A 25,522-nucleotide genomic window follows, 5' to 3' on the forward strand; every position below is an offset into this window, starting at 1 on the left:
TTCGTCCTGAGCCAGGATCAAACTCTCAATAAAAAGTTTGATTCTAAGTCTTATTTCTAAGACCGCTCATAAAACTTACTAATAAAAGAATTGCTGGTTCTTAACTTATTATTCTGTTCAATTTTCAAAGACCATTACCACTCTTAGTGGTTTTTGTGTCACCCTCAAGCGACTTTCTTATCTTATCACTTGTTTCAGCTCTTGTCAACATTTTTTTGAATTTTTTTAACTCAAATTTTGCTAACTTTTTAAGTTTATTCTCAAAAATTCTACATTTGATTTAAACTTGTATGCCTCAGCGACGTGTTTTATAATACCACATATATTTTTCACCAATTAACGACAATAGTTTGTTTTTTGAAAATAAATTATTTTTACTCTTATTTGCTATCTTTTTCTCATTATTTCACAAAAGAATACACCAGGATAAGTTTATTAATTAATAATTAATAATTAATAATTAATAATTAATAATTAAGTGGCTTTTTGTACTACGCTTAAAAGCCAATCTCCCAAGGAGATAATTAATAATTGTTGTAACTAGGCCTAAAGCATTATCATAATTAGGTTTTTTATATATGATTTAGTGTAAGCCTTGAAATTTTAGCTTAATCACTCATAATAGGATATCCTATCTCTTTTGCAAGTTTAAATGTAAACCCTGAAGCTACAGCTTGTCTACCCATACAATATATAATTAATATTTTTACGACGAAGGCGTAAAAATGTCCTTAATTATTAATTAAGCCAAGCGTATCGGCGATGGCTGACTTAATTCTTAATTATTAATTAACCAAAATTATAAGTATAAAGAATAAAAGGCTTAATGAAGCAAATATTTGAAGCCACACTTAAAATTTTACTTAAATAAATCTTAAATATGTAATAATAAAAAAAAATTATGCTATAATCAGAACTATAAATAATATTTATTTTGAAATGGGGTTTTAGAAATGAAAAAAACATTAATAAGTTCATTACTTATAGGAATACTATCTGTTAGTATAACATTTTCATCATTACCATCTAATACTGCATATGCAGATTCCTTTAAATCTGTTACCTTAGGTGCCGATTTATCAAAAGAACAAAAGCAAGAAATGCTTAAATATTTTGGTGTTACTTCAAATGAAGCAAATGTACTTGAAGTAACTTCAAAAGAAGAACATGAAGCTTTAGATAAGGTAGCAAGTTCTTCACAAATAGGTACAAAAGCAATTTCATGTTCTTATATCGAACCAACCACTTCTGGTGGACTAAACATAAAAACAAATAATCTTACTTGGGTTACAGAAAGCATGATAAGAAATTCCTTAATTACAGCAGGAATACAAAATGCTAATGTTACTTGTGCAGCTCCTTTCCAAGTTTCAGGAACAGCAGCACTAGCTGGTATATTAAAAGGTTTTGAAAATAGTTCTTCTGGTGAAAAAATAGACGAAAACAAAAAAGAAGCAGCTAATGACGAAATTGTTACAACAGGAAATGTTGGCGAAAAAATTGGTCAAGATGATGCTGCAAATTTAATTAATGATATAAAAAAGGATGTTGTAAAAAAAGATCCAAAAACAAACGAAGGCGTTGATAAAATAGTTGATAAAGCAGTAAAACCTTACGAAGACAAATTATCAGATGATGATATAAAACAAATCAAAGAACTTATGTACAAAATAAACGATTTAGATTTAAATTATAAAGCCATAAAAGATCAGCTTAATGATGTTACAGATAGCCTAAAAGATAAATTAACTACAGAAGAAACTAAAAACATTTTTCAAAAAATAGGTGATTTTTTCTCTGATATTTGGGATTCAATTTGCAATTTCTTTAGTGGAGATTCTGATTCTAAGGATAATAATAAAGCTACATCTACACCAACTTCAGAAAAATCAGAAAAAGCTACTAGTTCTCCAAAGACTTCTACATCTACTTCTAAATAACAAAAAATAGCGCTTAAAAACTGATGTTTTTAAGCGCTATTTTTTTAAATTTAATCTCTTAAAATATTTAAATCTTCCCCTGCAAGTACCTTTTTCATTGTTCTCATAGAACACATTTTACCACACATTGTGCATGTTTCTTCATCATGAGGTTTTGACATAGCTCTATATCTTCTTGGTTTTTCATCAGTTAATGCTAAGTTAAACATAGTTTCCCAGTCAACATCAGCTCTTGCTTTACTCATTTTATTGTCCCATTCAATTGCACCTGGTATTCCCTTTGCAATATCTGCAGCATGAGCTGCTATTTTAGCAGCTATTATACCTTCTTTCATATCATCTAAATCTGGTAATTTTAAATGTTCAGCAGGTGTTACATAACATAAGAAATCAGCACCATATGTTGCTGCTATTGCTCCTCCAATTGCTGATGTAATATGATCATATCCAGGAGCTATATCTGTAACCAAAGGTCCTAGAACATAAAATGGTGCTCCATGACATAACTTCTTTTCTAAAATCATATTAGCTTTAATCTCATTTAGAGGCATATGACCTGGTCCCTCTATCATAACTTGTACATTCTTTTCCCATGCTCTTTTTGTAAGTTCACCTAATGTAATAAGTTCCTTTATTTGGCTAGCATCAGTTGCATCATGTACAGAACCTGGTCTACAAGCATCACCTAATGATATAGTTATATCATATTTTGCACAAATATCTAATAATTCATCATAATATTCAAAAAATGGATTTTCAGCCTTATTTAATTCCATCCATGCAAAAAGAAGAGAACCTCCTCTTGATACAACAGTTGTAAGTCTTGGATTTCTTTTTATTGTTTCAACTGTTTCCCTATTAAGTCCAGCATGAATTGTTACAAAATCCACTCCATCCTTACCATGTTTTTCTACAACATCTAAAAATTCCTTTGCTGTAATATCTTTTAATTCTTTATCATAAAATCCAACTGCATCATACATTGGAACAGTACCAAGCATTGCAGGAGACATATCTACTATCTTCTTTCTCATACCTTCAGTTTTACCATAGTTAGATAAATCCATTATTGCTTCAGCTTTCATATCTATTGCTACTTTTACTTTTTCTAATTCACTTTCGCATTCAGGACAATCTTTTGATATACCTAAATTAACATTAATTTTAGTTCTTAGTCCTTGTCCAACACCTTCTGCACTTAAATTTTTATGATTTTTATTTGCAGGTATTGCAACTTTTCCTTCAGCTACTAAACTTCTTATTTCTTCTGGGCTTTTATTCTCCTTTGCTGCTACAGTTTTCATTTGTTCAGTTATTATCCCTTTTTTTGCAGCATCCATTTGAGTTGTGTAATTCATTATTTTTCCTCCTAAAATAAAAAATATATTTAAGAAATTTCATCTTGTACACAAAGCATTTTTTATATAAAAAATAGCAGTTATATTACTGCCAGGGATTATATTTATTTAAATGTAAAGAAAAATACAAAAAAATATTTTTACATTTAACTTTCCTACGATGGAATTATCCATATCAGGTTATAAGAGTTAGGAAAAACCTTCTCAGCCATATAATAGCACCCCTAGCTTAATGTTCAATTATTTTTAGTATAATCCTTATACATATTTTTTTCAAGCTATTATTTTATATACAATTTTTAGAGATAATTTCTAACAGATACTATGTTTTTATTTTTAATATATATTCTTGGAATTCTTTGCTTTATCATGCATAATACCTCATAGCTAATTGTTCCCATATCTCTTGCCATATCATCAGCATTATATTTTAAATCACCTTGCTCTCCAAGTAAAATCACTTCATCTCCTACAGAAACATCATCTATATCAGTAACATCAATCATACATTGATCCATACATATTCTCCCTACAACATTAGCAAATTTTCCCTTAATTATAACTTTAGCTTTTCCACTTAATAATCTTGAATAACCATCAGCATATCCAATAGGAATTGTAGCTATTTTTGATTTTCTAGTAGTTTTAAAAGTTCTACCATAGCTAATATACATTCCCTCTTCCATTTCCTTTACATGACTTACTTTTGTTTTTAATGATAAAGCTGGTTTAATCTTAAGTTTTGATTTATTAACTTCATCTGATGGATAATATCCATAAAGTATTATTCCAGCTCTTACAGCATCTAAAAATGTTTCAGGCATATCAATTATTGCTCCACTATTAGAAACATGCTTAATTGGTATATTTATACCTCTAGCTAACAATTCATTGTCAAATTCCTTAACTTTATTAAATTGTTCATGAGTGTAAGTTTTATCCTTTTCATCTGCTGTTGCAAAATGAGTAAATAACCCTATAACTTCTATACCTGTTAATTTACATATTTGTTCCACATCATCTACACTTTTCTTACCTGGCATAAATCCAATACGACCCATTCCAGTATCTAATGCAATGTGTACTTTTATTTTTTTGTTATTTTTAATACCAATTTCAGATAATTTTTTTGCATATTCTAAATCATAAACAGTTTGTTCAATATCATACTTGCAAAGTGCATATGCATATTCACAAGGTGTAAATCCAAGTATCATAATTGGTGCATCTATATTGTTTTTTCTTATTTCTATTCCCTCTGTTATCATTGCTACAGCAAGTCTTGAAGCACCATTTTCAAGCAATGTAGGTATAATATCTATAGCACCATGACCATAAGCATCTGCCTTAACAACTGCAATTACATCTCTACCATTGCTTATTTCCTTAATGTTTTTTATATTATATTTTATTGCATCTAAATCTATTTCAGCCCACACTGCTCTCATTATTTTATCCATATTATCTATCTCCTAACAATATATTTAAATATATCAAAAAAATCTTATTAACTTATTATATTATATGAAATATATTACAATATAAAAAGAACCACACCAAATAACATTTTTATTTAGTGTGGTTTCTATTTTTTATTCTATCCATAACAGGTTTAGAGCATATTGTCCCAACAATTAAAATACAAATTGGAATCATAAATTCTGGTGTAAAAGGAGTTTTGAAATTCTTTCCTAAAATTGAATAACATATTGTTTCTGGTGCAACTCCAAGTACAGATGCAGCTATAAAATGACTGTACTTAATTTCTGTAAAACCACATGCATAGCTTAATGGATCATAAGGAAGTACTGGAGGAAGCCTTAGCATAAAAAGTACTCTAAAACCATCTTCGCCAAGCTTATTATCTATTTTTATTAATTTTTTTCCAAGTATTTTATGAACAAAGTCTTTTCCAAGAAATTTTGCAAGATAAAATGCTATTGTTCCAGAAATCCAAAGTCCTATTATAGATAATATACTTCCTTCTAGTGGTCCAAATACCATACTACCCATAATAAAAACAACATTAGCTGGAATGAAAACAAAAAATGGTTTAACAACAAAAATCATTAAATATATTATTTCCGAAAAGGGCTTCATATCTCTTATATATTTTACTATAATCTTTGGTTTTATATTTTTTATAGCATCTCCATATTTAATAGTACAAAATATAACAACTGATATAATTATTAAAAATATTATAAACTTAAATATATTTATATTTTTTATTTTACTTAATACTGATCTCTTAAAGTTATTCATACTTTTAATATACTCCTGCTATCATTTTATTTATGTAAAAGTTTTTATAATATAACAAGCATAAAAAAAGCTAGCCTCAACAATAAGTTGAATTGCTAGCTTTAACTTGGCAGGGGCACTAGGACTCGAACCCAGAACCAATGGTTTTGGAGACCACTACTCTACCAATTGAGCCATACCCCTTTGAGTCACAAGATTTATTATATACTATACCAATTAAAAATGCAAACATTTTTAATTGTTTTTATCAATTACATTAAGAGAATATAATTCCTTATAATTATTAAACATAATATCCTCATAACTTTTATTCGAATCAAAACTTTCAAAAGTAAGTAATTTATATTGTGGATTATTAAATTCTGTTTTTGCATCTCTCACTATTACAACCTTAGATAAATCAAAATTATTATCAACTATATATTTTTCTATAGAATCTCCCTTAAGTAAATAAGTATCTATGCCTAGATCCCTAAAAAAATATGCTAGTTTTTCATCTAATGATATAAAAATATAATTATTAAGATCATTTCTTTTGCCATTATATATACTTAATGATTGCTCTAAATAAGAAATAGCTGTATTATAATTTTTTTCATATAAATCTCTATTTTTAGGATCTCTATCTTGTATTGCATTTTTTATATTATATAAAGCAATTTTATATTCTTCTAAACCAGTCCAATAATACGGATTTGTTTTATTAGTTTCATCATTATAATTTAATGTTCTTATGCCTCTTGATATATTTATTACACCAACTTTACTTTTATCTAAATCATTAATAAAAGCACTATCCCAATTTTCGAAGGAATTTCCACTGTATATAAATATATCCATATTAGAAACATTATCTACTACACCTTTATCATATCGAAATGCATCAATTTTTTCTTCATTGTTAAATAAGTATTGAATATTATGCCTTTCACCTACTATTTTTTTTACCATATAATATTGAGATTTATTGCAAACCATGATATTAAGATATGTATCTCTTACACTGTCTTCACTGTAGCTAGTATCAGCTATACCTTGATCTGAGAAAAAATTAAGTCCAATATACATTATAAATGTTATAATTAACATAACAAAGGTAACTTTCTTCAAGAACAAATCACCTCCAAGATTATATTTACATCATAAATAAAATACTACACTCATTAATCTTAAAAATCAACTACCTATTGTATATATATTTTAATTTACAATTTTAAATAATAGATTTACAATGTATTTGTATGTTTAGCTAAGATAATACTTACTTAAAAGGAGTTTATATTAATGATTTTTGAAGTAAATACAATAAATGAAACAACTAAATTAGGTTCTAACTTGGGGAAAATGCTTAAACCTGGTGATGTAATATGCTTAACTGGCGATCTTGGTACTGGTAAAACTCATATTACTAAAGGTATAGCTTTAGGACTTGGAATTACAGACATAATAACTAGTCCTACTTTTAATATAGTTAATGAATATACTACTGGAAGATTAAAATTAAATCACTTTGATGTATATAGGGTAAGTGACCCAGATGAAATATATGAAATAGGTTTTGATGATTACATTTATTCAGATGCAGTATCCATAATAGAATGGGCTAATTACATTGAAGAAATTCTTCCAAGTGAATTTATTTATATAAATATTGAAAAAGACCTAAAAAAAGGCGAAAACTACAGGAAAATAACTATAAAAACTTATCCAAAAGAAAATAAAAGATACAACTATATAAAGGAGTTAACACTATGATAGTTTTAAGTATAGATTCTTCCTCTAAAGTAGCAACTGTTGCAATTCTTGATGATAATACTTTACTTGGAGAATATATTATAAATAATAAAAGGGAACATTCTGTTTTGATAATGGATATGATTTCAAAACTACTAAAAGATTGTAATTTAGATATTTCTGATATTGATGGTTATGTAGTATCTAAAGGCCCAGGTTCTTTTACTGGCTTAAGAATTGGTATGGCAACAGTAAAAGGTTTAAGTCGTGGTTCAAATAAACCATATATAAGCATTTCTTCTCTTGATGCATTAGCTTATAGTATTACAAATTTTGATGGCATAATTTGTCCAATAATTGAAGCACTAAGAGATAATGTATATACTGCTTTATACAGAAATAATTCATCAGATAACAATTATGAATTAGAAAAAATATCTGATTATACACCAATAGAAATATATGATTTAGTTGAAATGCTTAAAGAAAAAAATGAGAAGGTAATATTCACTGGAGATATTACTAAAGAACACAAACAATATTTAAAAGATAATCTTAACAACATATTTTTTGCTTCTAATCATATTTCTACCATAAAGGCTTCTTCCCTTGGAGAATATGGTCTAAACCTTCTAAAAAAAGGTATGCGTGATGATAGTTCATCCGCCCCATTATACTTAAAAAAACCTCAAGCTGTAAGGGAACTTGAAAAAAGGATAAAATTAAATGAATTATAATACAAGGCTAATGAATGAAAAGGACATACTAGATGTTTTAGATGTAGGAAATCTAAGCTTAAGAGAAGCTTGGACATTAGAATCTTTAAAAAAAGAGCTGCAAAATCCATTAGCCAAATATATTGTAATATCATCAGATTCTAAAGTTATTGCTTTTGCTGGACTCTGGATTGTGGCTGGTGAAGGTCAAATAACTAATATAGCTGTACATCCTAATTGTAGAGGAAAAGGCTTAGGAAATAAATTAATGGAAGCCTTAATTAATAATATGAATACATGGAATTGCAATTCTCTTACATTAGAAGTTAGAAATTCAAATATAATTGCAAAAAAATTATATTCTAAATATGGTTTTATAGAAGAAGGTATACGAAAAAATTATTATCATAATGATGATGGTACTAAAGAAGATGCAATTATAATGTGGTTACGCTAAAAATCCCAGCAAAATAATTTTGCTGGAATTTTTTTATTTATTACATTCAAAACATCTTATATAAATTTCCTTAATTTCTTTCATTAATGGATATCTTGGATTTGCACCTGTGCATTGATCATCAAAAGCTTGCTCTACCATTTCATCTAAAGAGTCATAAAAAGAAGCTTCAGATATGCCAAAAGATTTAATATCTTTTGGTATGCCTATTTTCATTTTTAATTCATCTATTTTATTTATTAAAAGTTCAACTTTCTCATCATCAGAATTTCCACCTAAATTTAAATAATCAGCTATTCTTCCAAATCTCCATAATGCATTGGGATATTTATATTGTGGGAACGCTGCTTGTTTAATTGGTGCTTCTGTTGCATTAAATCTAATTACCTCATCAATAAGAAGTGCATTAGCTACTCCATGAGGTATATGATGAAAAGCACCTAACTTATGTGCCATTGAATGACATATTCCAAGGAAGGCATTTGCAAAAGCAAGACCTGCCATTGATGCTGCATGAGCCATTTTTTCTCTTGCTTTAATATTTGTATTTCCATCATTGTATGCTTGAGGAAGATATTTAAATATTAGCCTTATAGATTCAAGAGCTAAACCATTTGTATATTCTGATGCTAATATAGAAACATATGCTTCAATAGCATGAACAAGTGCATCTATCCCAGATGCTGCAGTTAAGCCTCTTGGCATACTCATCATAAGTTCTGCATCTACAATTGCCATATCTGGTGTTAATTCGTAATCTGCAAGCGGATACTTTACTCCAGTTTTTTCATCAGTAATTACAGCAAATGGAGTAACCTCTGATCCTGTACCTGCAGATGTAGGAATTGAAACCATTATAGCTTTACTTCCCATTTTAGGGAACTTATATACTCTTTTTCTAATATCCATAAATCTCATTGCTAAATCTTCAAAATCTACTTCAGGATGCTCATACATTACCCACATAATTTTAGCAGCATCCATAGGAGATCCTCCACCTAAGGCTATTATTACGTCAGGATTAAAACTTGTCATTGAAGCAGCTCCCTCTTTTGCTGCATGTAAAGTAGGATCTGGTGCAACATCTGAAAATATTTTATATTCTATTCCCATATTTTTTAATACATCTGTAATTTTATTTGTATATCCTAAATTAAATAAATCTTTATCTGTAACTATAAATGCCTTCTTTTTATTCATATCTTTTAATTCATTTAATGCTGTAGGAAGACATCCATATTTAAAGTAGATTTTTTCAGGCACTCTAAACCAAAGCATATTTTCTCTCCTTTCAGCTACACTTTTAATGTTAATTAAATGCTTAGGTCCAACATTTTCAGAAATTGAATTTCCTCCCCAACTACCACAACCAAGTGTTAAGGATGGTGCTAATTTAAAATTAAATAAATCTCCTATGGCACCTTGAGTTGCAGGTGTATTAACAAGAGTTCTTGCAGTTTTCATTGTTTCTGCAAATTTTTCTACTCTATCTTTATTTTTTATTGCATCAGTATATAAAACTGATGTATGACCAAATCCTCCAAGTTCCACAAGCCTACTTGCCTTTTTTAAAGCTTCATCAAAAGTAGAAACCTTATACATGCCTAAAACTGGTGATAACTTTTCATGAGAAAAAGGCTCCTCTAATTCAACCGATTCAACCTCACCAACCAAAACTTTAGTAATTTCTGGAACTTTAACATTAGCCATTTGAGCTATTTTAAAAGCTGATTGACCTACAATGTTAGAATTTAGCCCTCCTTTATCATTTAAAATTACTTTTCTAACCTTATTAGCCTCTTCTCCTGATAAAATATATGCTCCTCTATTTTTTAATTCACTTTTTACCTGTTCATATACCTTATCAAAAACAAGTATAGTTTGCTCCGATGCACATACTACACCATTATCAAAAGTTTTAGATAAAAGAATTGAATTAACAGCCATTTTTATGTGAGCACTTTCATCAATAATTGCTGGTGTATTTCCTGCTCCTACTCCAATTGCAGGTCTGCCTGATGAGTAAGCAGACTTTACCATTGCAGGACCACCTGTTGCTAAAATAATATCACTTTCAGCCATTACCTGCTTAGAAAGCTCTACTGAAGGTTCATCAATCCATCCAATTATTCCATCTGGTGCTCCAGCCTTAACAGCTGCATTAAGCACTATCTTAGCGGCCTCTATAGTAGCATTTTTTGCCCTTGGATGAGGACTTATAATAATTGCATTTCTTGTTTTTAACGCTATTAGGGATTTAAAGATAGCTGTTGATGTTGGATTAGTAGTGGGAACAATTGCTGCAATAACTCCTATTGGTTCTGCAACTTTCATTATTCCAAAAGTTTTATCTTCCTCAATAATTCCACAGGTTTTCATATCTTTATATTGATTATAAATATACTCTGCTGCAAAATGATTTTTTATTACTTTATCCTCTACAATTCCCATGCCACTTTCTTCTACTGCAATTTTTGCAAGAGATATTCTAGCATTATTTGCTGCTATTGCTGCTGCTTTAAAAATCTTATCTACTTTTTCTTGACTAAAAGTTGCAAATATTTTTTGAGCCTTTCTAAGCTTTTCTATTCTTTTTGTAAGTTCTGCTGCATTTGTAATTTTCATTTTTTCAACTCCTTTATTAAGATAATTCTTAAACTTTAAAAGTAAACAATATTATTTTACGTAGAGCAAGAGACAATTATACATATATTATTAAAAACATCATACTTTTTGCTAACATCCTTTTTATAAAATTACTTTTTTATATAATCCTCTGTTTGAACCTTCAATCCTTTTTTTCTAAGTCTTTCTTCAACAATTTCTTTTATTATAGAATATACAACTGCAAAAAGCGGAACACCTATTACCATTCCAACAATCCCTAAAAACTTTCCTGCTACTAATATTGCAAAAAGTATCCAAAATGCAGATATTCCAATGGAATCCCCAAGTATCTTAGGGCCTATTATATTTCCATCAATTTGTTGAATTACAAATACTATTAATAAGAACCATAAGGCTTTTACTGGATCTACAAATAAAATTATTATAAATGATGGTACTGCTCCAATAAATGGCCCAAAAAAAGGTATTATATTTGTAATTCCAACTATAACCGATACAAGTAATGCATAGGGCATTTTGCATACATATAATATTATAAATGTCATAATTCCTATTATTAATGAATCTAATATTTTACCACTTAAGAACTTTCCAAAAGTGTAATTACTTCTTCTTATAATTTCTGTAACTTTATTAGCTGCATTTTTAGGTAATATTGCATATACGACCTTCCTACAAAGTGCAATAAATCTTTCTTTATCTATAAGCATATATATTGATACAATTAATCCAAGTACAATATTCCAAATTCCAGAAGCCATTTTAGTAACAATATTTCCTATTACAGGTAATAACTCTGTAAGAACTTTAATTATATAATCTATAAAATTCTTTATATTGTCATTAAACATTGCAAGATATTCACTATTAATATTTAAATTTATTAATATATCATCTATAAACTTGGTGGTGTCATTTATATAGGTAGGTATATCATTTATAAGACCTACCATACTATCAATAAGTTGTGGCAATACAAAATATAAAAATAGAAATATTAAAAATAATGCTAATAAATATGTGATAAATAAAGATACACCTCTTTGAATTTTAGGTGATAATAATTTTATTTTATTAATATATTTCAAACTATATATTTTTTCTTCTACAAATCTAAGTAAAAAATCCAAAATATATGCAAGGGCAAAACCAAAGATAAATGGCTTACAAATTCCAACTATCACAGCAACTTTTTCAAACACAAATTCAAGCTTTAATATTCCTAAATAGAAAAGTATTATAGCACATGCTGTAAGAACTACATAAACTGCTATTGTATTATATTTATCATTAAAATTAATTTTCATATCTACTCCTTATTAATAAACTATTTATTATTATTATACCTTATTTCTAAGTCTTTTTTATATTAATAGCAAAAAAATTATTATTGTTTTTTTCTAATAAACATTTAATTATATTAAAAAATATTATATAATTGCATAGACTAATTGAATTAAAGGAGCAATCAAATGAAAAACAAACAATATAGCTTATTTAATACTATTGGCATGATAGTTGGTATTGTAATAGGTTCTGGGATTTTTTTTAAAAGTGACAATATTCTAATTTCTACTAACGGAAATATAGGTATTGGGATACTATTTTTTTGTATAGCAGCCTTAAGTATTGTTTTTGGAAGTTTAAGTATATCTAGCTTAGCTTCAAAAAATTCAAATACAGGAGGAATTATAGCTTATAGCGAAATTTTTTCTAAATATGCAGCATGTGCCATTGGTTGGTTCCATACATTTTTATATTATCCAACATTAATTGCTGTAGTATCATGGATTGCAGGAGTATATACTTTATTACTGTTTGGTATAAATTCTTCCCTTGTAATTGAAGTACTTATAGGATTATTAATTGTAATAATATTCTATCTTCTAAATATAATCTCTATGAAGTTAGGAAGTTATTTTCAAAATATATCCACTATTATAAAAATAATTTCCTTGATTGTAATAGCAATTTGTGGATTAATATGGGGAAATCCTTCTGATATTACACTAACACCTATTAAAGAAATCTCTACATTAAACATAATAGCAGCAATTGCACCTATTGCTTTCTCATTTGATGGTTGGATTATCGCCACAACTATAAGCCATGAAATAAGAAACCCAAAAAAAAATTTACCAATTGCACTAGTAATATCTCCAATTATTATTTTAACATTGTATGTATTATATTTTGTTGGAATAAGTATTTATATTGGTCCTGAAAAAGTAATGATGCTTGGAGATTCTCATGTAGCTTATGCTGCTAATAAACTTCTTGGAAATTTTGGTGAGAAGATAATATTAACTTTTATAATAATCTCAATTTTAGGAACTATAAATGGAATAATAATAGGATTTTTAAGATTGCCTAATGCACTAGCACAAAGAAATATGTTTCCTTTTTCTAATAAATTCAAGAAAATAAATAATAATTTAGGAATATCTATAAATTCAGCAATATTTACATTTGCATTATCCTTACTATGGATTTTTATTAATTATTTATCTCAAAAATATAACCTTTTAGGAAATTCAGATATATCAGAAATATCAATTAGTTTTAATTACATAGCCTATATATATGTATATATAAATATAATTAAGTTATCTATTAACAGCAAAAATCCTAATAGAATAAAAGGTTTTCTATTTCCATTCCTTGCAATTATAGGTTCACTATTGGTGGTTTTTGGGAGTTTCACAAATAACTTAATTATATACTACTCTATATTCTGCTTATTGATTATTTTTTCATCTATTATATATTATAAAAAACATAATAATTAGCATTATAATAGATGTTTTCTTATAAGCATGTAATATAAAAAGGTAATATTATTTTGTGTAAATATTACCTTTTATTTTTACTACTTTATAAAAATATCCACCTTAATATTAACAATATATTCACAGTAAATTAATAGAAGAATTCTCTATGTAAACCTTTTCTTTTTTGTTACATATTTCATTATTTTGAAAAAATAACGATAATTTTATATATAATAAATCCTTGTGATAAAAAGTGAGGTAAATTTCATGAATATATATTATAGTTTTCAAGCAACTTGTGGAATTTTAGTATTACTTGTTTCAATTTTTATACATGGCAAAATAAAATTAAATAAACATAATTATACGAATATTTTATTTTATAAACTTATATTGCTTTATGCAGTGTTCATATTAATTGATTTGTACTCTAATACATCAATTAGTAATACATTTTCTTCTATTATAATCATATTCAAAAATTTATTAATCATATTTTTTTCTTTTTTATGGCTTCAATTTATATTCTCATTTATGGCCAGAGAACATAGTATGAGTATAAGAAGATTTTTAAATTTGTCCTTAAAAGAGTCAAAGATTTTATTAAATAAAAATTACTATTATCATTTTTTATTATTATCCATTACAATGATATTTTGTAGTGTATTTAAAGTGGTGTATCCAAATAATCTTATTTCATTAACAATAATAAGTGTTTCTTTAACTATATGTTACTTAATGTTATTAGATTATGAAATGACACATGATCCCCTTACAAAAGTACAAAATAGATTTGCTTTTGAAAAATGTATACAAAGTATAAAAAGGTTAAGTGAATCACAAAAAAATACTAATAGTCTTTCTGTAATTAACATAGATTTAGATGATTTTAAATCTATAAATGATACTTTTGGTCATAAAGAAGGAGATAAAGCTCTAAAACATTTTGCAAAGCTTTTAGTTAAAATTTTTCCTGCTAATTGTGTTTTTAGATATGGCGGAGACGAATTTATAATAATATCATCTGCAAATAAAATATTATCACAAAAATTAGTTAATAAACTATTATCAGAAGTATGCCAATTTAATTTAACAAAGATGAAACCATATTCAATTAATTTTAGTTACGGAATAACAACTTGCTCCCTTTCTGATGCAAATATTAATACTATACTATCAGATTGTGATAATCTTATGTATGTTCAAAAAAAATACAAAAAAATTGCAAAATAAAAAACTTTGACTTGTCCATTTTCAAGTCAAAGTTTTTTATTAACTATTTTACTCTATATATCCATCCTTCAGGTCCTTCAATATCACCTAATTGAATTCCTGTTAATAAATCATAAAGTTTCTTTGTTACAGGTCCAACTTCAGTTTCACTATAGAATACATGAAGTTTTCCTTTGTATTGAATACCACCAATTGGTGAAATAACAGCTGCAGTACCACAAGCACCTGCTTCTGCAAATATATCAAGATTATCTATAAATACATCTCCTTCAATAACTTCCATGTGAAGATAGTCTCTAGCAAGTTCTAAAAGAGAATATTTTGTTACACTTGGTAAAATTGATTGAGATAATGGAGTTACGAACTTATTATCCTTTGTAATACCAAAGAAATTAGCAGAACCAACTTCTTCAATCTTTGTATGAGTTGTTGGATCTAAGTAAACGCAATCAGCATATCCTTCTTTCTTAGCTTGTTCATGTGCTAAAATTGATGCAGCGTAATTTCCTCCAACTTTTTGTTTACCAGTTCCAAGAGGAGCTGCTCTATCACAATCAGCAATTTTAAAGTTTACTGGTGACATTCCACCCTTAAAATATGCACCAACTGGTACTACGAAAATACTAAATAAATATTCTGGTGCAGGTCCAACACCTATATTATCTCCAGTTCCAATTAAATATGGTCTTAAATATAAAGAACCGCCTGTTCCATATGGAGGTAAATATTTTTCATTTGCAAGAACAACTTTCTTACAAGCTTCAAGGAATCTTTCTTCTGGGAATTCAGGCATTAATAATTTTCTGCAAGATTGATTTAATCTCTTAGCATTTCTATCTGGTCTAAATAATTGAATTCCACCATCTTTTCTTCTATAAGCTTTAAGTCCTTCAAAACATTCTTGACCATAATGTAGTGCTGTAGAAGCTTCACTAATAACAATATTATTATCTTCGCAAAGTTCACCTTCACCCCATTTACCGTCTTTAAACCAACATCTATAACGATAATCAGTTTTTATGTAATTGAAACCAAGTTCGTCCCAATTGATTGTATTATTTTCCATAAGTAACATCTCCTAGCTATACATTAATCTTAAATTTCCTTAAGAGAATTATACACCTTTTATGGTATATATTGCAATAAGTAAATGCTAAAAAATATGATATTTTTTTTACGATTTATTATATTTTTTGGTATTTGCTTATTTATTTTATTATAATTAACAAAAAATATTAATAATTTTTAATTATCTTATGAGTTTTCTTGTTATTGTGCCAATACCAATTCCAAGCATTATTACACCTACTATCATTTCCACATCAAAAAATATATTACTTGAATATGTAGGAAAAGAATTACTTGTTCCTAATCCCACAAAAATTGATATACTTAAATTTAATGCTTCTGAATATTGTGCAATAAATTCCGTAATTGATCCAGGTAAGCCTTGACCTGTAATATATTTTACTATTTCTCCATCAAAATCAACTCCAAAAATCATATATATAAAAGCAAATATTATCATTATAATTATAGATGTAACTAGCGGCGTTAATATTCTTTCACCATAACCACTTGTAATCCAATAAATATACGAGGAGACTTTAGGAAATGGTTTTAATACTTTTCTTTGAGTCTTTTTACACCAATAATAATATTCACCAAAATTATTTTTTAAATTGTTATTATTAAATTCATTAGCTATATCTTCATAAATTGAATATATTCCTTCATATTCCGATCTTGTCTTATGCCTTATAATAAGCTTATCAAAAAAACTCTTATCATCTAATGTTGATTTATATTTATTGTTAAATTTAAAATCCTTCATGTATGGATATAAAATTTTTATAGACCTTAAATTACAATCAGAAATTTCAACTTTATTAAAATTAATACTTTTCATAATTACATGAGACAAATCTGAAACTTCAAAAGATGTATCTTTAAAATTTACATTTTCAAATATACAATAGGAAATTATACTGTTAGAAAATCTTGCATATATATTTGAATTTAAAAATGTGCATGATAAATTTTCTTTAATATTAAGAGATGGTTTTTTTCTTAAAGTTTCCTCCATAAATATACAATTTTCAAATATAACTCCTCCACCAGCAAAATTACAATTTTCAAATATACAACCAATAAACTTACAATTAATAAATTTAATATTGCAAATCTTACATTTAATGAAATGAGTACAAAAATAATTTTGATCTCTGATTTCTGTAAATTCTACTTCATCTAAAGTATCAGAAGTATTTATAGTTTTGTTTGAAATAATATTGTAGCCATATTTTTTATTATATATATCATCTACTTTTTTATTGTTTTCCTTTAATTTTTTATATAGATTCAAATTGTATTTTTTTCGTTTTGAAAGTAAAAGTTCTGTTTTATATCTTTCTTCTTTAAAATTTATATAAGCCATAGATTTCATTCCTTTAATTTATAAATACAAATTTATTATTTCAAATAATGCAAAAAAATATACAAAAAAAACACTGCCAAATGCAGTGTTTTAAAAAATATTTTTATTCTTCATAACATACAACAGGCATTCCTGCCTTAACAGAATCAAAAACTTCTGCTGCCTTGTCTACTGGTAAGTTAACACATCCATGTGATCCATTATACATATATATAGTTCCACCAAATGTATCTCGCCAATTAGCATCATGGAAACCAATTCCTCCATTAAATGGCATCCAATACTTAACAGGAGAAGCATATTCATTATTTGCTCCTACAAGAGTCGTGTCCCTTTCTTTATATTTAAGCATATAAGTACCTGCTGGTGTAATTGTACCTGTACTTACATTTCCTGATACAAAATCAGTTTCAACTGTTACTGAACCATTTACATATACCCATAAATGTTGTCTTGTTAAATTTACTTCAACATATGTGTTTCCTATGTCATTTGCTCCATGTTGAGCAGCTTTTTGTGAATATTCAGGTTCTCTTGTTACAGTTTCTGATGATTTAATATTATCTATAAGCTTACTAGTTTCTGAAGATTTGTCTATTATCCAACCATAATCTCCACCTTCAACTTTAACTGTTTTACCTACAGAAGTATTAAAACTTCTTGTTGCATAATAAGTATTATACTTTTTGGCAAGAGATGTTACATAACTTGAAACTAAATCATTATTAATTTGAACATTCATATTATCATCAGTATAAAGCCACTTACTTATTGAAGTGCCTGTGACTGTTTCTGTACTATCTCCTATTTGATATGTTACATTAGCACTTGCATAAGAATTCATAGTATCTAATGCATTTTTAACTTCTTGAGAATCCTTGTTATATACAGGATTTTCATAGCAATTTTCACTATCAAGTTCTAAGGTTTGTACACCTTTTTCAACCTTATCCTTCACAGCAGACACCAAATTATCTTTTATAATCTTATTTCCCATAACCTCATCTTTAATAACAAAATTAGATCCATCATATTCTACTTTTGCATTTTGTGGATTGGTAACATTTTTTTCGTCTAAACAAGATAAACTATCAATGGTTTGTGATAATTTGTCTTGATTATAAGAAACATTAACCTCTAAATCACTATTTTTGCTGCTAAATACAGATACAATCCATAAAAAAGCCTTTTGCTTATTTTTTATTTCACTTATTTTGCCATCTGAAACATACTTAAGATCTATTTGATCTGATGAAATAGTTTCTGTTTTATCATCACGTTCTTTAAGTTCTAAAGTATAATTTTCAGTTTGTTTTGCAACCTCTGTTTCTACTTCATTAACTGTTTTTCCAGTAGCATTAATTCCATTAATAACAGTTCCAAAGTAAAAATGCTTTGTGAAATATATTGATGTCCCTATATAAATAACAAGTACAATTGCAAAAGTTAATATACCTGCTAACAATGCTGGACTAATTTTAGTTTTAGTCTTTTTACTTCTCATATTTATGATTTTCCTCCCATTGAAAACAAACTTAAATTATAAAATTTACTATTAACAAAATTTCACTATACTTTATATAATAACATTTTTTATAGTAAAATAAAAGCTATATTAATTATTAAAAACACCCGATATACCATCGCACAATCCTTGTGCTAATTTATTTTGATATGAATCACTTGTAAGTAATCTATCTTCATTTGCATTAGACATAAATCCCATTTCAATTAAAACAACTGGCACCTTAGACCAATTAAATCCAGTCATATCTTGACTTACAGTTATGCCTCTGTTTTTCATTCCCACAGTTGATGTAAGGGTATTTAAAATTTTCTTACCATATTCTGCACTTATATCACTAATATTATTTGCATAACCTACTTTTCCTGGTACAAGCATTGTAGCTCCATTAGCACTTGAACTATCTGCAGAATCACAATGTATTCTAATAACTAAATTAGCATTGTTATTATTTCCAATCTCTGCTCTTTCTATGTTTCCCATGCTTTTACTATCATCAACTCTTGTCATTATAACATTAAATCCTTTAGCCTCTAGTAGAGGTTTTAATTTCATTGAAACTTGAAGAGTTACTACAGCTTCACGGACACCAGTTACAACCCCTTGGCATCCACCACCATCTTTTATTTTCATTATATTTGAATCAGGAGATTGTTGTTCCTTTTCAAGATTAGATGGACCGCCATGTCCAGGATCAATTACAATAGTCTTTTTCTCTGTATTAACATTATTATTTATATTAGCATCATTATTTGTATTAAAATCATTATTTGTTTTGTCTTCATCTGTTTTATGTTTATCAATTTTAGGTGGTGCATCTAGCGGAGAACTATCATTAATTGTTTCTTCTTTTACACTGACTGTACAAGTAGTTTCTTCAATTTCTGTATTTTCTACATAATCCTCTTTTGCTTCACAACCACATATTAATAAGAATAATGATGATAGTAAAACTATTAATATATTTTTTTTCATCCTATCACCCCATTAATGATTATGTTAATTGTTACGAATATTTATAATTTTTCAAATAGTAAAACAATTTTATTAAACCAAAAAGCAGAATGTGCACAAATACACATTCTGCAGTATGGTAATAATAAATATTTCTATTTATTATAGATGCCAAATATCATCGTTGTATTGCTTTATAGTTCTATCTGAAGAGAAGAATCCAGCTTTACTGATGTTAACTAAAACTTTCTTGTTCCAAGCTTCTCTATCCTTATAATCTTCTAAAGCTATATCTCTAACTCTTATATAATCTTCAAGATCAAGTAATGTCATGAACCAGTCTTTAGATATTAATTCATGATGTAATCTTTCAAGATTTACTTTATCTCCAACCTTAAGCATCTGATCACTTACTAAGAAATCAACAAGTGGTTTAATGTTTGGCTTTTCGTAGAAATCTTTAGATACATAATCTGCTTTCTTATAATGTTCAATAACAGTTTCTGAAGATTCACCAAAGATGTAGATATTTTCATCTCCAACTAATTGATGAATTTCAACATTAGCTCCATCTTCTGTTCCAAGAGTTAATGCACCGTTTAACATGAACTTCATGTTACCTGTACCAGATGCTTCTTTAGATGCAAGTGAAATTTGTTCAGAAATATCACAAGCTGGTATTAATTTAGAAGCCTTTGTAACATTGTAGTTTTCTACCATAAATACATTTAAGTACTTATTAACTTCTGGATCATTGTTTATAATTTCTTGTAAGCAAAGTATTGCATGAATTATATCTTGTGCAATTATATAAGCTGGTGCAGCTTTTGCCCCAAATATTACTGTAATTGGAGTAGAAGGTTTCTTACCTGCTTTAATTTCTAAATATTTATTAATGATGTATAAAACATTCATTTGTTGTCTCTTGTATTCGTGAAGTCTCTTAATTTGAATATCAAATATAGAATTTTCATTTAAATCTAAGTTTTGAGTTTCTTTTAAGTACTTCTTAAGAGCTATTTTATTATTCTTTTTAATTTCATCAAGTTTTGCAAGAACATTCTTATCATCTACATATTTTGAAAGTTTTTCAAGTTCTTCAGCATTAGTCTTATATCCATCACCAATAAGTTCTGTAATATAATCAGCTAATTCGCTATTACAATGTAATAACCATCTTCTGAATGTTATACCATTTGTCTTATTATTGAACTTTTCTGGATATATGTCATAGAATGGTTTTAATTCTTCATTCTTTAATATTTCAGTGTGAAGGTAAGCAACACCATTTACGCTATATCCATAATGTATATCCATGTGAGCCATGTGAACTCTATTTTGATCATCTATAATTTGAACTCTTGGATCATTGTATTTAGCTTTTACTCTATTAGCAAGTTCAGTTATTATAGGCATTAATTGTGGAACAACCTTTTCAAGGTAAGCTATTGGCCATTTTTCAAGAGCTTCTGCAAGTATTGTATGGTTTGTATAAGCACAAGTCTTAGAAACTATTTCTATAGCTTCATCCATTCCTATTCCTTTTTGTCCAAGTAATCTTATAAGTTCTGGAATAACCATTGATGGATGTGTATCATTTATTTGAACGCATACATGTTCATGTAATTTGTGTAAGTCATATCCATTTTCTTCTGCTTCTAATATGATTAATTGAGCAGCATTACTTACCATGAAGTATTGTTGATAAATTCTAAGTAAGTTTCCAGCTTCATCACTATCATCTGGATATAAGAATAAAGTTAAGTTTTCTTTAATGTCATTTTTATCAAAGTTTATTCCTTCTTTAACTAATGATTCATTTAATGTATCGATATCAAATAATCTTAATTTATTTGAAGATTGATTGTATCCTGTTACATCAATATCATATAATGTAGATTTTAATGTAAATCCTCCAAATGGTACTTCAAAGCTTATATCAGATTTGTTAAGCCAGCTTTCACTTGTAATCCATGGATTTTTAACAGCCTTTTGTTTTCTGTCTTCAAATACTTGTTGGAATAATCCAAAATGATAATTAAGTCCTACACCATCACCATTTAATCCTAAAGTAGCAATAGAATCAATAAAGCAAGCAGCTAGTCTTCCAAGACCACCATTACCTAATGAAGGTTCAAGTTCAACTTCTTCAATATCAGTTAAAGCTTTACCATTGTTAGCTAAAACTTTTTTAACTTCGTCATAAAGACCTAAGTTTATTAAGTTGTTTGATAATAATTTACCAATTAAGAATTCTGCAGAAATATAGTATAATTTTCTCTTTCCTTTATTAGTTCCCTTTGTTTTTATAGAATTTTTAGTTAATTCTAATAAAGCAAGGTATACTTCTTCGTTTGTAGCTTCGCTAATTGTCTTGTTAAATCTTTTCTTTAAAATTTCTTTTAAGTTACTTTCTACCATTAATTTTATCCCACCTTAAAATTTAAATTTTTATTTGGTCTTAAACTCAAAATTGATTATTTGATTTTTTACTATTATTTTACTAACAACAAGATTCTACATTTTTTATCATGTAAATTCTCATTACAAAAATTATTATACCAATTTAAAACAGATACATTTGTATATTTACTTACTATTTTGTTTATAAACCATATCAAATATAAAATATATTAATTTTTACAAACAATTTTGTTTTATAAAACCTATTATTTCATTAAGAGATGAAAAATATTGGTAGCAGTATTTTCTTATTTCCTCATCGCAAGGTAGCAAATCTTCTACATGAAATCCTATCATTCCAGCTTTATTTGCAGCTATTATTCCAGCTTTTGAATCTTCTATAACAATACAATTTTCATATTTCACTCTTAATTTATCTGCAGCTTTTTTAAATATTTCTGGATCTGGCTTAGAATTTAAAACATCATCACCACAAACAATAGCATTAAATTTATCACAAAGAACAGAACTTTTTATTTGTTTTTCTTCTCTTTCTTTTTTAGCAGAAGTAGCAAGGGCTATTTTAAATCCATTTTCCTTTAAAAAATCAATAATTTCAACAGCACCTTCTTTAAGGGGAATTCCCTCATCTACAGCATCAAAAAGCATTTTATCCTTTTTTATATACATTTCTTCTATAGGAATATCTTGGCCAAATTCTTTTTTAAATATTTCTTTAATAACCTTTCTACCTCTGCCCATTAAAGGTAAATATATTTCTTTTGTCATTTTATAACCATATTCATTGAATATTTCTATCCATTCTTCTAAATAAATTCTTTCTGTATCAAAAAGTACACCATCCATATCAAATATTACAGCTTTAACTTCTTTCACTTAAATTTTCCTCCCTTGTTTTAAGTGTAAACTGGCTTCTTTACTTCATTTCACTTTCTTGTTCTTTATCACTTATAAATTTGCTAAATTAAGGATTAAGAATCAAGGATATTTTTGCTCCTTGCCTCCCAAAAAATTTTAATTGTATTTGTGGTGGGGCGGACAAGCCCCACCTTGCATAGCTTGCACATAAACTTATATAATAATTTAATTACGTCAATGCTCTAGACCTAAACAAAATAATTCTTAATTGCACCTTTGGTGCTGGCTTTAAACGCAGTGCAAAAGCCACTTAATTATTAATTATTTTTCTTAATTGGAATCTATATTTCACAATAAAAGGTAAAATTCTATGAAATCTTGAAAAAACTTTAGAAAAACTATCTGGAGAATTATACCCATATTTCATAGCAAGATCAATAACTGTAATATTACTAATCTCAAAAAAACTGCCTTTTAAAATTTAAAAGACAGCTTAAACTTACTTAATTGAACCAAATTCACTAAATGGATATACCTTTATTTGAGCCTTACCTTTTATTTCAGATCCATCAATATATGTTATTCCATATTTTGAATCCCATCTTCTAGAATCAAAAGAAACAGCTCTATTATCACCTAGGAAAAAGTACTTTCCATCTGGTACATCATACGTAAGAACAGGTGCATTTTCATTGTATGGATCTGGATTTTTCACATAACTATCTTCAAGTTTTTCTCCATTCACATAAACATCAACATTATTTTTTATTTCAATATGATCTCCTGGAAGTCCAATAAGCCTTTTTATATAAAGCTTGTCTTCAGGAGTAAAATTAAATACTATAATATCTCCTCGTTTTAAATTATCTAAATTGTAAACTCTTGTTGCAATTAATTGATCTCCTACATTTAATGTTGGTACCATTGATGTAGATGGTATTTTTACTTTAAAAAATACAAATTGTCTAATAAGCAGCGCTAAAACTATTGCAATTACTATTGGAACTACCCAATCTGTTATAAAACCAATTGCTGAACTTTTTCCTTCTCCTTTATTACTCAAAATAAAAACTCTCCCTTCTTAATATTATGCATGAAATTATTATAATCCTAATTTTAATTCTAATAAATACATTTTTTAGTTAAAATTCAAAATATATTGTTTTTCCTCATTAATAATAACATTCAAAGCTTCTATAGTTTTCAAAATATCTCCATCAATATTCAATGAATGATTTGCATTTTGTATTATTAAAGTCTTAATATTATTAATATTTTTAATTTTTTCAACTGTTTCTTTACTTATCCAAGTGTCATTATTACCTGTAATAACTAAGGATTCCTCACTAAGGCCTAATTCAAAAGTATTTTCAATAGGTGTTAAGTAAATATTTTTAACCTTTATATTTTTGCAAACTTCTTTTTGTATATGTATTTGAACAACAGTTCCAATGCTTTTCCCTATAAGAAGTATTTCTTCATATTTTTTGCTTGTATTTTCTATTGCTTCATTTAAAATTTTAATACTTTCTTTTATTATTACGTTAACTTCCTTATCTTTATCAAATTCCTTTCTAGCTATTTGAAATCCATAGTCTATAGCTAAGCAATCATATTTCATTTCAAGAGCAAGTCTTTTTGAATAATCTATAAGAGGTCTATCTGTTGAATAATTTATTCCCGGCAAAAGTACCGCTAGTTTATTACTATTATTGTTTATTATTTTATTATTAATTTCTACCTTCCAAAAAGATTTCACAAAATCACCTTATTTTCTATTATTTTTTATCCTTTCTATTGGAAATATTCCCATAACTATTGCAGATATTATTCCCTCAACTCCAGTTCCTGAAAAATTATACACAAGAGAATATATAAGAGAAGAGACTCCTTCTGGTGCTAACTCACTAAAAAATATAACTCCAGCCATAACATGAAAAATAGTACTTCCACCTTGTGGATAATGAATTACATTTATTAATGACAAAATATAACTAAGGGCAGCAAAAATACCTATTACAGCCATCTCTTTTATTTTAAACATATAACTTCTTATATAAAATACATAAATAATTAATGGTATTATACATAAAAATATATTAAGCAAAAACATCTCTGCTACTTAAAATGTAATCAAATATAAACATTTTAAGAATTTTACTGTTTCAATGTATCTGCTTTTGTTATAAAAACTACTTGCATTTGATATGATACTCCACAGT

General features: G+C 27.4%; 21 protein-coding genes, 1 tRNA gene and 1 riboswitch. Of the genes, 6 read left to right on the forward strand and 16 right to left on the reverse strand.

Going from position 1 to position 25,522, the window contains the following annotated elements; translation table 11 throughout:
- The first annotated feature begins 953 nt into the window (after nucleotides 1–953).
- A complete protein-coding gene (locus tag ACTNAO_RS10720) occupies nucleotides 954–1,940 on the forward strand; it encodes a DUF1002 domain-containing protein (protein ID WP_441028944.1) in 987 nt (328 codons plus the stop codon).
- Between the two features lie 50 nt (nucleotides 1,941–1,990).
- On the opposite strand, the gene thiC is transcribed toward ACTNAO_RS10720, so the two are convergent.
- From thiC to ACTNAO_RS10745, 5 genes are all read right to left on the reverse strand, one after another.
- The gene (thiC, locus tag ACTNAO_RS10725) at nucleotides 1,991–3,298 is read right to left on the reverse strand and encodes a phosphomethylpyrimidine synthase ThiC (RefSeq protein ID WP_441028942.1); all 1,308 of its coding nucleotides are present in this window, start codon (nucleotides 3,296–3,298) and stop codon (nucleotides 1,991–1,993) included.
- Between the two features lie 135 nt (nucleotides 3,299–3,433).
- Nucleotides 3,434–3,534, reverse strand: a riboswitch (TPP riboswitch).
- Nucleotides 3,535–3,597: 63 nt separating this feature from the next.
- Complete coding sequence (alr, locus tag ACTNAO_RS10730; protein WP_441028940.1) at nucleotides 3,598–4,758, reverse strand: alanine racemase; 1,161 nt, start codon at nucleotides 4,756–4,758, stop codon at nucleotides 3,598–3,600.
- 109 nt (nucleotides 4,759–4,867) lie between these two features.
- Nucleotides 4,868–5,563, reverse strand: coding sequence for a TVP38/TMEM64 family protein (locus ACTNAO_RS10735; protein ID WP_441028938.1), 696 nt, complete (start codon nucleotides 5,561–5,563; stop codon nucleotides 4,868–4,870).
- Between the two features lie 107 nt (nucleotides 5,564–5,670).
- A tRNA-Trp gene (locus ACTNAO_RS10740) sits at nucleotides 5,671–5,746 on the reverse strand.
- 51 nt (nucleotides 5,747–5,797) lie between these two features.
- Nucleotides 5,798–6,673 carry a metal ABC transporter substrate-binding protein gene (locus tag ACTNAO_RS10745; protein ID WP_441028936.1) on the reverse strand — a complete coding sequence of 292 codons (876 nt, stop codon included), beginning with the start codon at nucleotides 6,671–6,673 and terminating at the stop codon, nucleotides 5,798–5,800.
- Nucleotides 6,674–6,847: 174 nt separating this feature from the next.
- Between ACTNAO_RS10745 and tsaE the strand changes: the two genes are divergently transcribed.
- From tsaE to rimI, 3 genes are read left to right on the forward strand one after another with little or no spacing between them, the layout of a single operon-like run.
- Nucleotides 6,848–7,318: a tRNA (adenosine(37)-N6)-threonylcarbamoyltransferase complex ATPase subunit type 1 TsaE gene (gene tsaE / locus ACTNAO_RS10750; protein ID WP_441028934.1), complete on the forward strand. Its 471-nt coding sequence runs from the start codon at nucleotides 6,848–6,850 to the stop codon at nucleotides 7,316–7,318.
- Complete coding sequence (gene tsaB / locus ACTNAO_RS10755; protein WP_441028932.1) at nucleotides 7,315–8,034, forward strand: tRNA (adenosine(37)-N6)-threonylcarbamoyltransferase complex dimerization subunit type 1 TsaB; 720 nt, start codon at nucleotides 7,315–7,317, stop codon at nucleotides 8,032–8,034. The genes tsaE and tsaB overlap by 4 nt, the downstream gene beginning before the upstream one ends.
- Complete coding sequence (gene rimI / locus ACTNAO_RS10760) at nucleotides 8,024–8,470, forward strand: ribosomal protein S18-alanine N-acetyltransferase (protein WP_441028930.1); 447 nt, start codon at nucleotides 8,024–8,026, stop codon at nucleotides 8,468–8,470. Before tsaB ends, rimI begins: the two co-directional genes overlap by 11 nt.
- Nucleotides 8,471–8,503: 33 nt before the next feature.
- Here the strand turns inward: rimI and adhE are convergent, their stop codons facing one another.
- The gene (gene adhE / locus ACTNAO_RS10765) at nucleotides 8,504–11,095 is read right to left on the reverse strand and encodes a bifunctional acetaldehyde-CoA/alcohol dehydrogenase (RefSeq protein ID WP_441028928.1); all 2,592 of its coding nucleotides are present in this window, start codon (nucleotides 11,093–11,095) and stop codon (nucleotides 8,504–8,506) included.
- A gap of 131 nt (nucleotides 11,096–11,226) precedes the next feature.
- Nucleotides 11,227–12,405, reverse strand: coding sequence for an AI-2E family transporter (locus tag ACTNAO_RS10770; RefSeq protein WP_441028926.1), 1,179 nt, complete (start codon nucleotides 12,403–12,405; stop codon nucleotides 11,227–11,229).
- A gap of 165 nt (nucleotides 12,406–12,570) precedes the next feature.
- On the opposite strand from ACTNAO_RS10770, the gene ACTNAO_RS10775 reads away from it, so the two are divergent.
- On the forward strand, nucleotides 12,571–13,887 hold the full coding sequence (locus ACTNAO_RS10775) for an APC family permease (RefSeq protein WP_441028924.1): 1,317 nt from the start codon (nucleotides 12,571–12,573) through the stop codon (nucleotides 13,885–13,887).
- Nucleotides 13,888–14,421: 534 nt separating this feature from the next.
- Nucleotides 14,422–15,102, forward strand: coding sequence for a GGDEF domain-containing protein (locus ACTNAO_RS10780; protein WP_441028922.1), 681 nt, complete (start codon nucleotides 14,422–14,424; stop codon nucleotides 15,100–15,102).
- Nucleotides 15,103–15,145: 43 nt separating this feature from the next.
- Here the strand turns inward: ACTNAO_RS10780 and ACTNAO_RS10785 are convergent, their stop codons facing one another.
- From ACTNAO_RS10785 to ACTNAO_RS10825, 9 genes are all read right to left on the reverse strand, one after another.
- Nucleotides 15,146–16,168 (reverse strand): branched-chain amino acid aminotransferase, encoded by a 1,023-nt coding sequence (locus ACTNAO_RS10785; RefSeq protein WP_441028920.1) that lies wholly within the window; start codon nucleotides 16,166–16,168, stop codon nucleotides 15,146–15,148.
- Between the two features lie 183 nt (nucleotides 16,169–16,351).
- A complete protein-coding gene (locus tag ACTNAO_RS10790; RefSeq protein ID WP_441028918.1) occupies nucleotides 16,352–17,539 on the reverse strand; it encodes a pentapeptide repeat-containing protein in 1,188 nt (395 codons plus the stop codon).
- Between the two features lie 103 nt (nucleotides 17,540–17,642).
- The gene (locus tag ACTNAO_RS10795; RefSeq protein ID WP_441028916.1) at nucleotides 17,643–19,043 is read right to left on the reverse strand and encodes a L,D-transpeptidase family protein; all 1,401 of its coding nucleotides are present in this window, start codon (nucleotides 19,041–19,043) and stop codon (nucleotides 17,643–17,645) included.
- A 111-nt stretch (nucleotides 19,044–19,154) separates the two neighbouring features.
- Nucleotides 19,155–20,039 (reverse strand): N-acetylmuramoyl-L-alanine amidase family protein, encoded by an 885-nt coding sequence (locus ACTNAO_RS10800; RefSeq protein WP_441028914.1) that lies wholly within the window; start codon nucleotides 20,037–20,039, stop codon nucleotides 19,155–19,157.
- A 141-nt stretch (nucleotides 20,040–20,180) separates the two neighbouring features.
- Nucleotides 20,181–22,439, reverse strand: coding sequence for a glycogen/starch/alpha-glucan phosphorylase (locus ACTNAO_RS10805; RefSeq protein WP_441028912.1), 2,259 nt, complete (start codon nucleotides 22,437–22,439; stop codon nucleotides 20,181–20,183).
- A 219-nt stretch (nucleotides 22,440–22,658) separates the two neighbouring features.
- Nucleotides 22,659–23,318 (reverse strand): HAD family hydrolase, encoded by a 660-nt coding sequence (locus ACTNAO_RS10810; protein ID WP_441028910.1) that lies wholly within the window; start codon nucleotides 23,316–23,318, stop codon nucleotides 22,659–22,661.
- Between the two features lie 481 nt (nucleotides 23,319–23,799).
- On the reverse strand, nucleotides 23,800–24,363 hold the full coding sequence (gene lepB, locus ACTNAO_RS10815; protein ID WP_441028908.1) for a signal peptidase I: 564 nt from the start codon (nucleotides 24,361–24,363) through the stop codon (nucleotides 23,800–23,802).
- A 75-nt stretch (nucleotides 24,364–24,438) separates the two neighbouring features.
- Nucleotides 24,439–25,059: an alpha/beta hydrolase gene (locus ACTNAO_RS10820; protein WP_441028906.1), complete on the reverse strand. Its 621-nt coding sequence runs from the start codon at nucleotides 25,057–25,059 to the stop codon at nucleotides 24,439–24,441.
- A 9-nt stretch (nucleotides 25,060–25,068) separates the two neighbouring features.
- Nucleotides 25,069–25,344, reverse strand: coding sequence for an energy-coupled thiamine transporter ThiT (locus ACTNAO_RS10825; protein ID WP_441028904.1), 276 nt, complete (start codon nucleotides 25,342–25,344; stop codon nucleotides 25,069–25,071).
- Nucleotides 25,345–25,522: the final 178 nt, after the last annotated feature.

Source organism: Clostridium sp. HCP1S3_C6, from assembly GCF_052066735.1.
Lineage (GTDB): Bacteria > Bacillota > Clostridia > Clostridiales > Clostridiaceae > Clostridium.

Bases quoted from the DNA above. Each gene is read 5' to 3' on its own strand.
- ACTNAO_RS10720 (WP_441028944.1), top strand. From the start codon at position 954: ATGAAAAAAACATTAATAAGTTCATTACTTATAGGAATACTATCTGTT.
- thiC (WP_441028942.1), bottom strand. From the start codon at position 3,298: ATGAATTACACAACTCAAATGGATGCTGCAAAAAAAGGGATAATAACT.
- alr (WP_441028940.1), bottom strand. From the start codon at position 4,758: ATGGATAAAATAATGAGAGCAGTGTGGGCTGAAATAGATTTAGATGCA.
- ACTNAO_RS10735 (WP_441028938.1), bottom strand. From the start codon at position 5,563: ATGAATAACTTTAAGAGATCAGTATTAAGTAAAATAAAAAATATAAAT.
- tsaE (WP_441028934.1), top strand. From the start codon at position 6,848: ATGATTTTTGAAGTAAATACAATAAATGAAACAACTAAATTAGGTTCT.
- tsaB (WP_441028932.1), top strand. From the start codon at position 7,315: ATGATAGTTTTAAGTATAGATTCTTCCTCTAAAGTAGCAACTGTTGCA.
- rimI (WP_441028930.1), top strand. From the start codon at position 8,024: ATGAATTATAATACAAGGCTAATGAATGAAAAGGACATACTAGATGTT.
- adhE (WP_441028928.1), bottom strand. From the start codon at position 11,095: ATGAAAATTACAAATGCAGCAGAACTTACAAAAAGAATAGAAAAGCTT.
- ACTNAO_RS10770 (WP_441028926.1), bottom strand. From the start codon at position 12,405: ATGAAAATTAATTTTAATGATAAATATAATACAATAGCAGTTTATGTA.
- ACTNAO_RS10775 (WP_441028924.1), top strand. From the start codon at position 12,571: ATGAAAAACAAACAATATAGCTTATTTAATACTATTGGCATGATAGTT.
- ACTNAO_RS10780 (WP_441028922.1), top strand. From the start codon at position 14,422: ATGAGTATAAGAAGATTTTTAAATTTGTCCTTAAAAGAGTCAAAGATT.
- ACTNAO_RS10785 (WP_441028920.1), bottom strand. From the start codon at position 16,168: ATGGAAAATAATACAATCAATTGGGACGAACTTGGTTTCAATTACATA.
- ACTNAO_RS10790 (WP_441028918.1), bottom strand. From the start codon at position 17,539: ATGGCTTATATAAATTTTAAAGAAGAAAGATATAAAACAGAACTTTTA.
- ACTNAO_RS10795 (WP_441028916.1), bottom strand. From the start codon at position 19,043: ATGAGAAGTAAAAAGACTAAAACTAAAATTAGTCCAGCATTGTTAGCA.
- ACTNAO_RS10800 (WP_441028914.1), bottom strand. From the start codon at position 20,039: ATGAAAAAAAATATATTAATAGTTTTACTATCATCATTATTCTTATTA.
- ACTNAO_RS10805 (WP_441028912.1), bottom strand. From the start codon at position 22,439: ATGGTAGAAAGTAACTTAAAAGAAATTTTAAAGAAAAGATTTAACAAG.
- ACTNAO_RS10825 (WP_441028904.1), bottom strand. From the start codon at position 25,344: ATGTTTAAAATAAAAGAGATGGCTGTAATAGGTATTTTTGCTGCCCTT.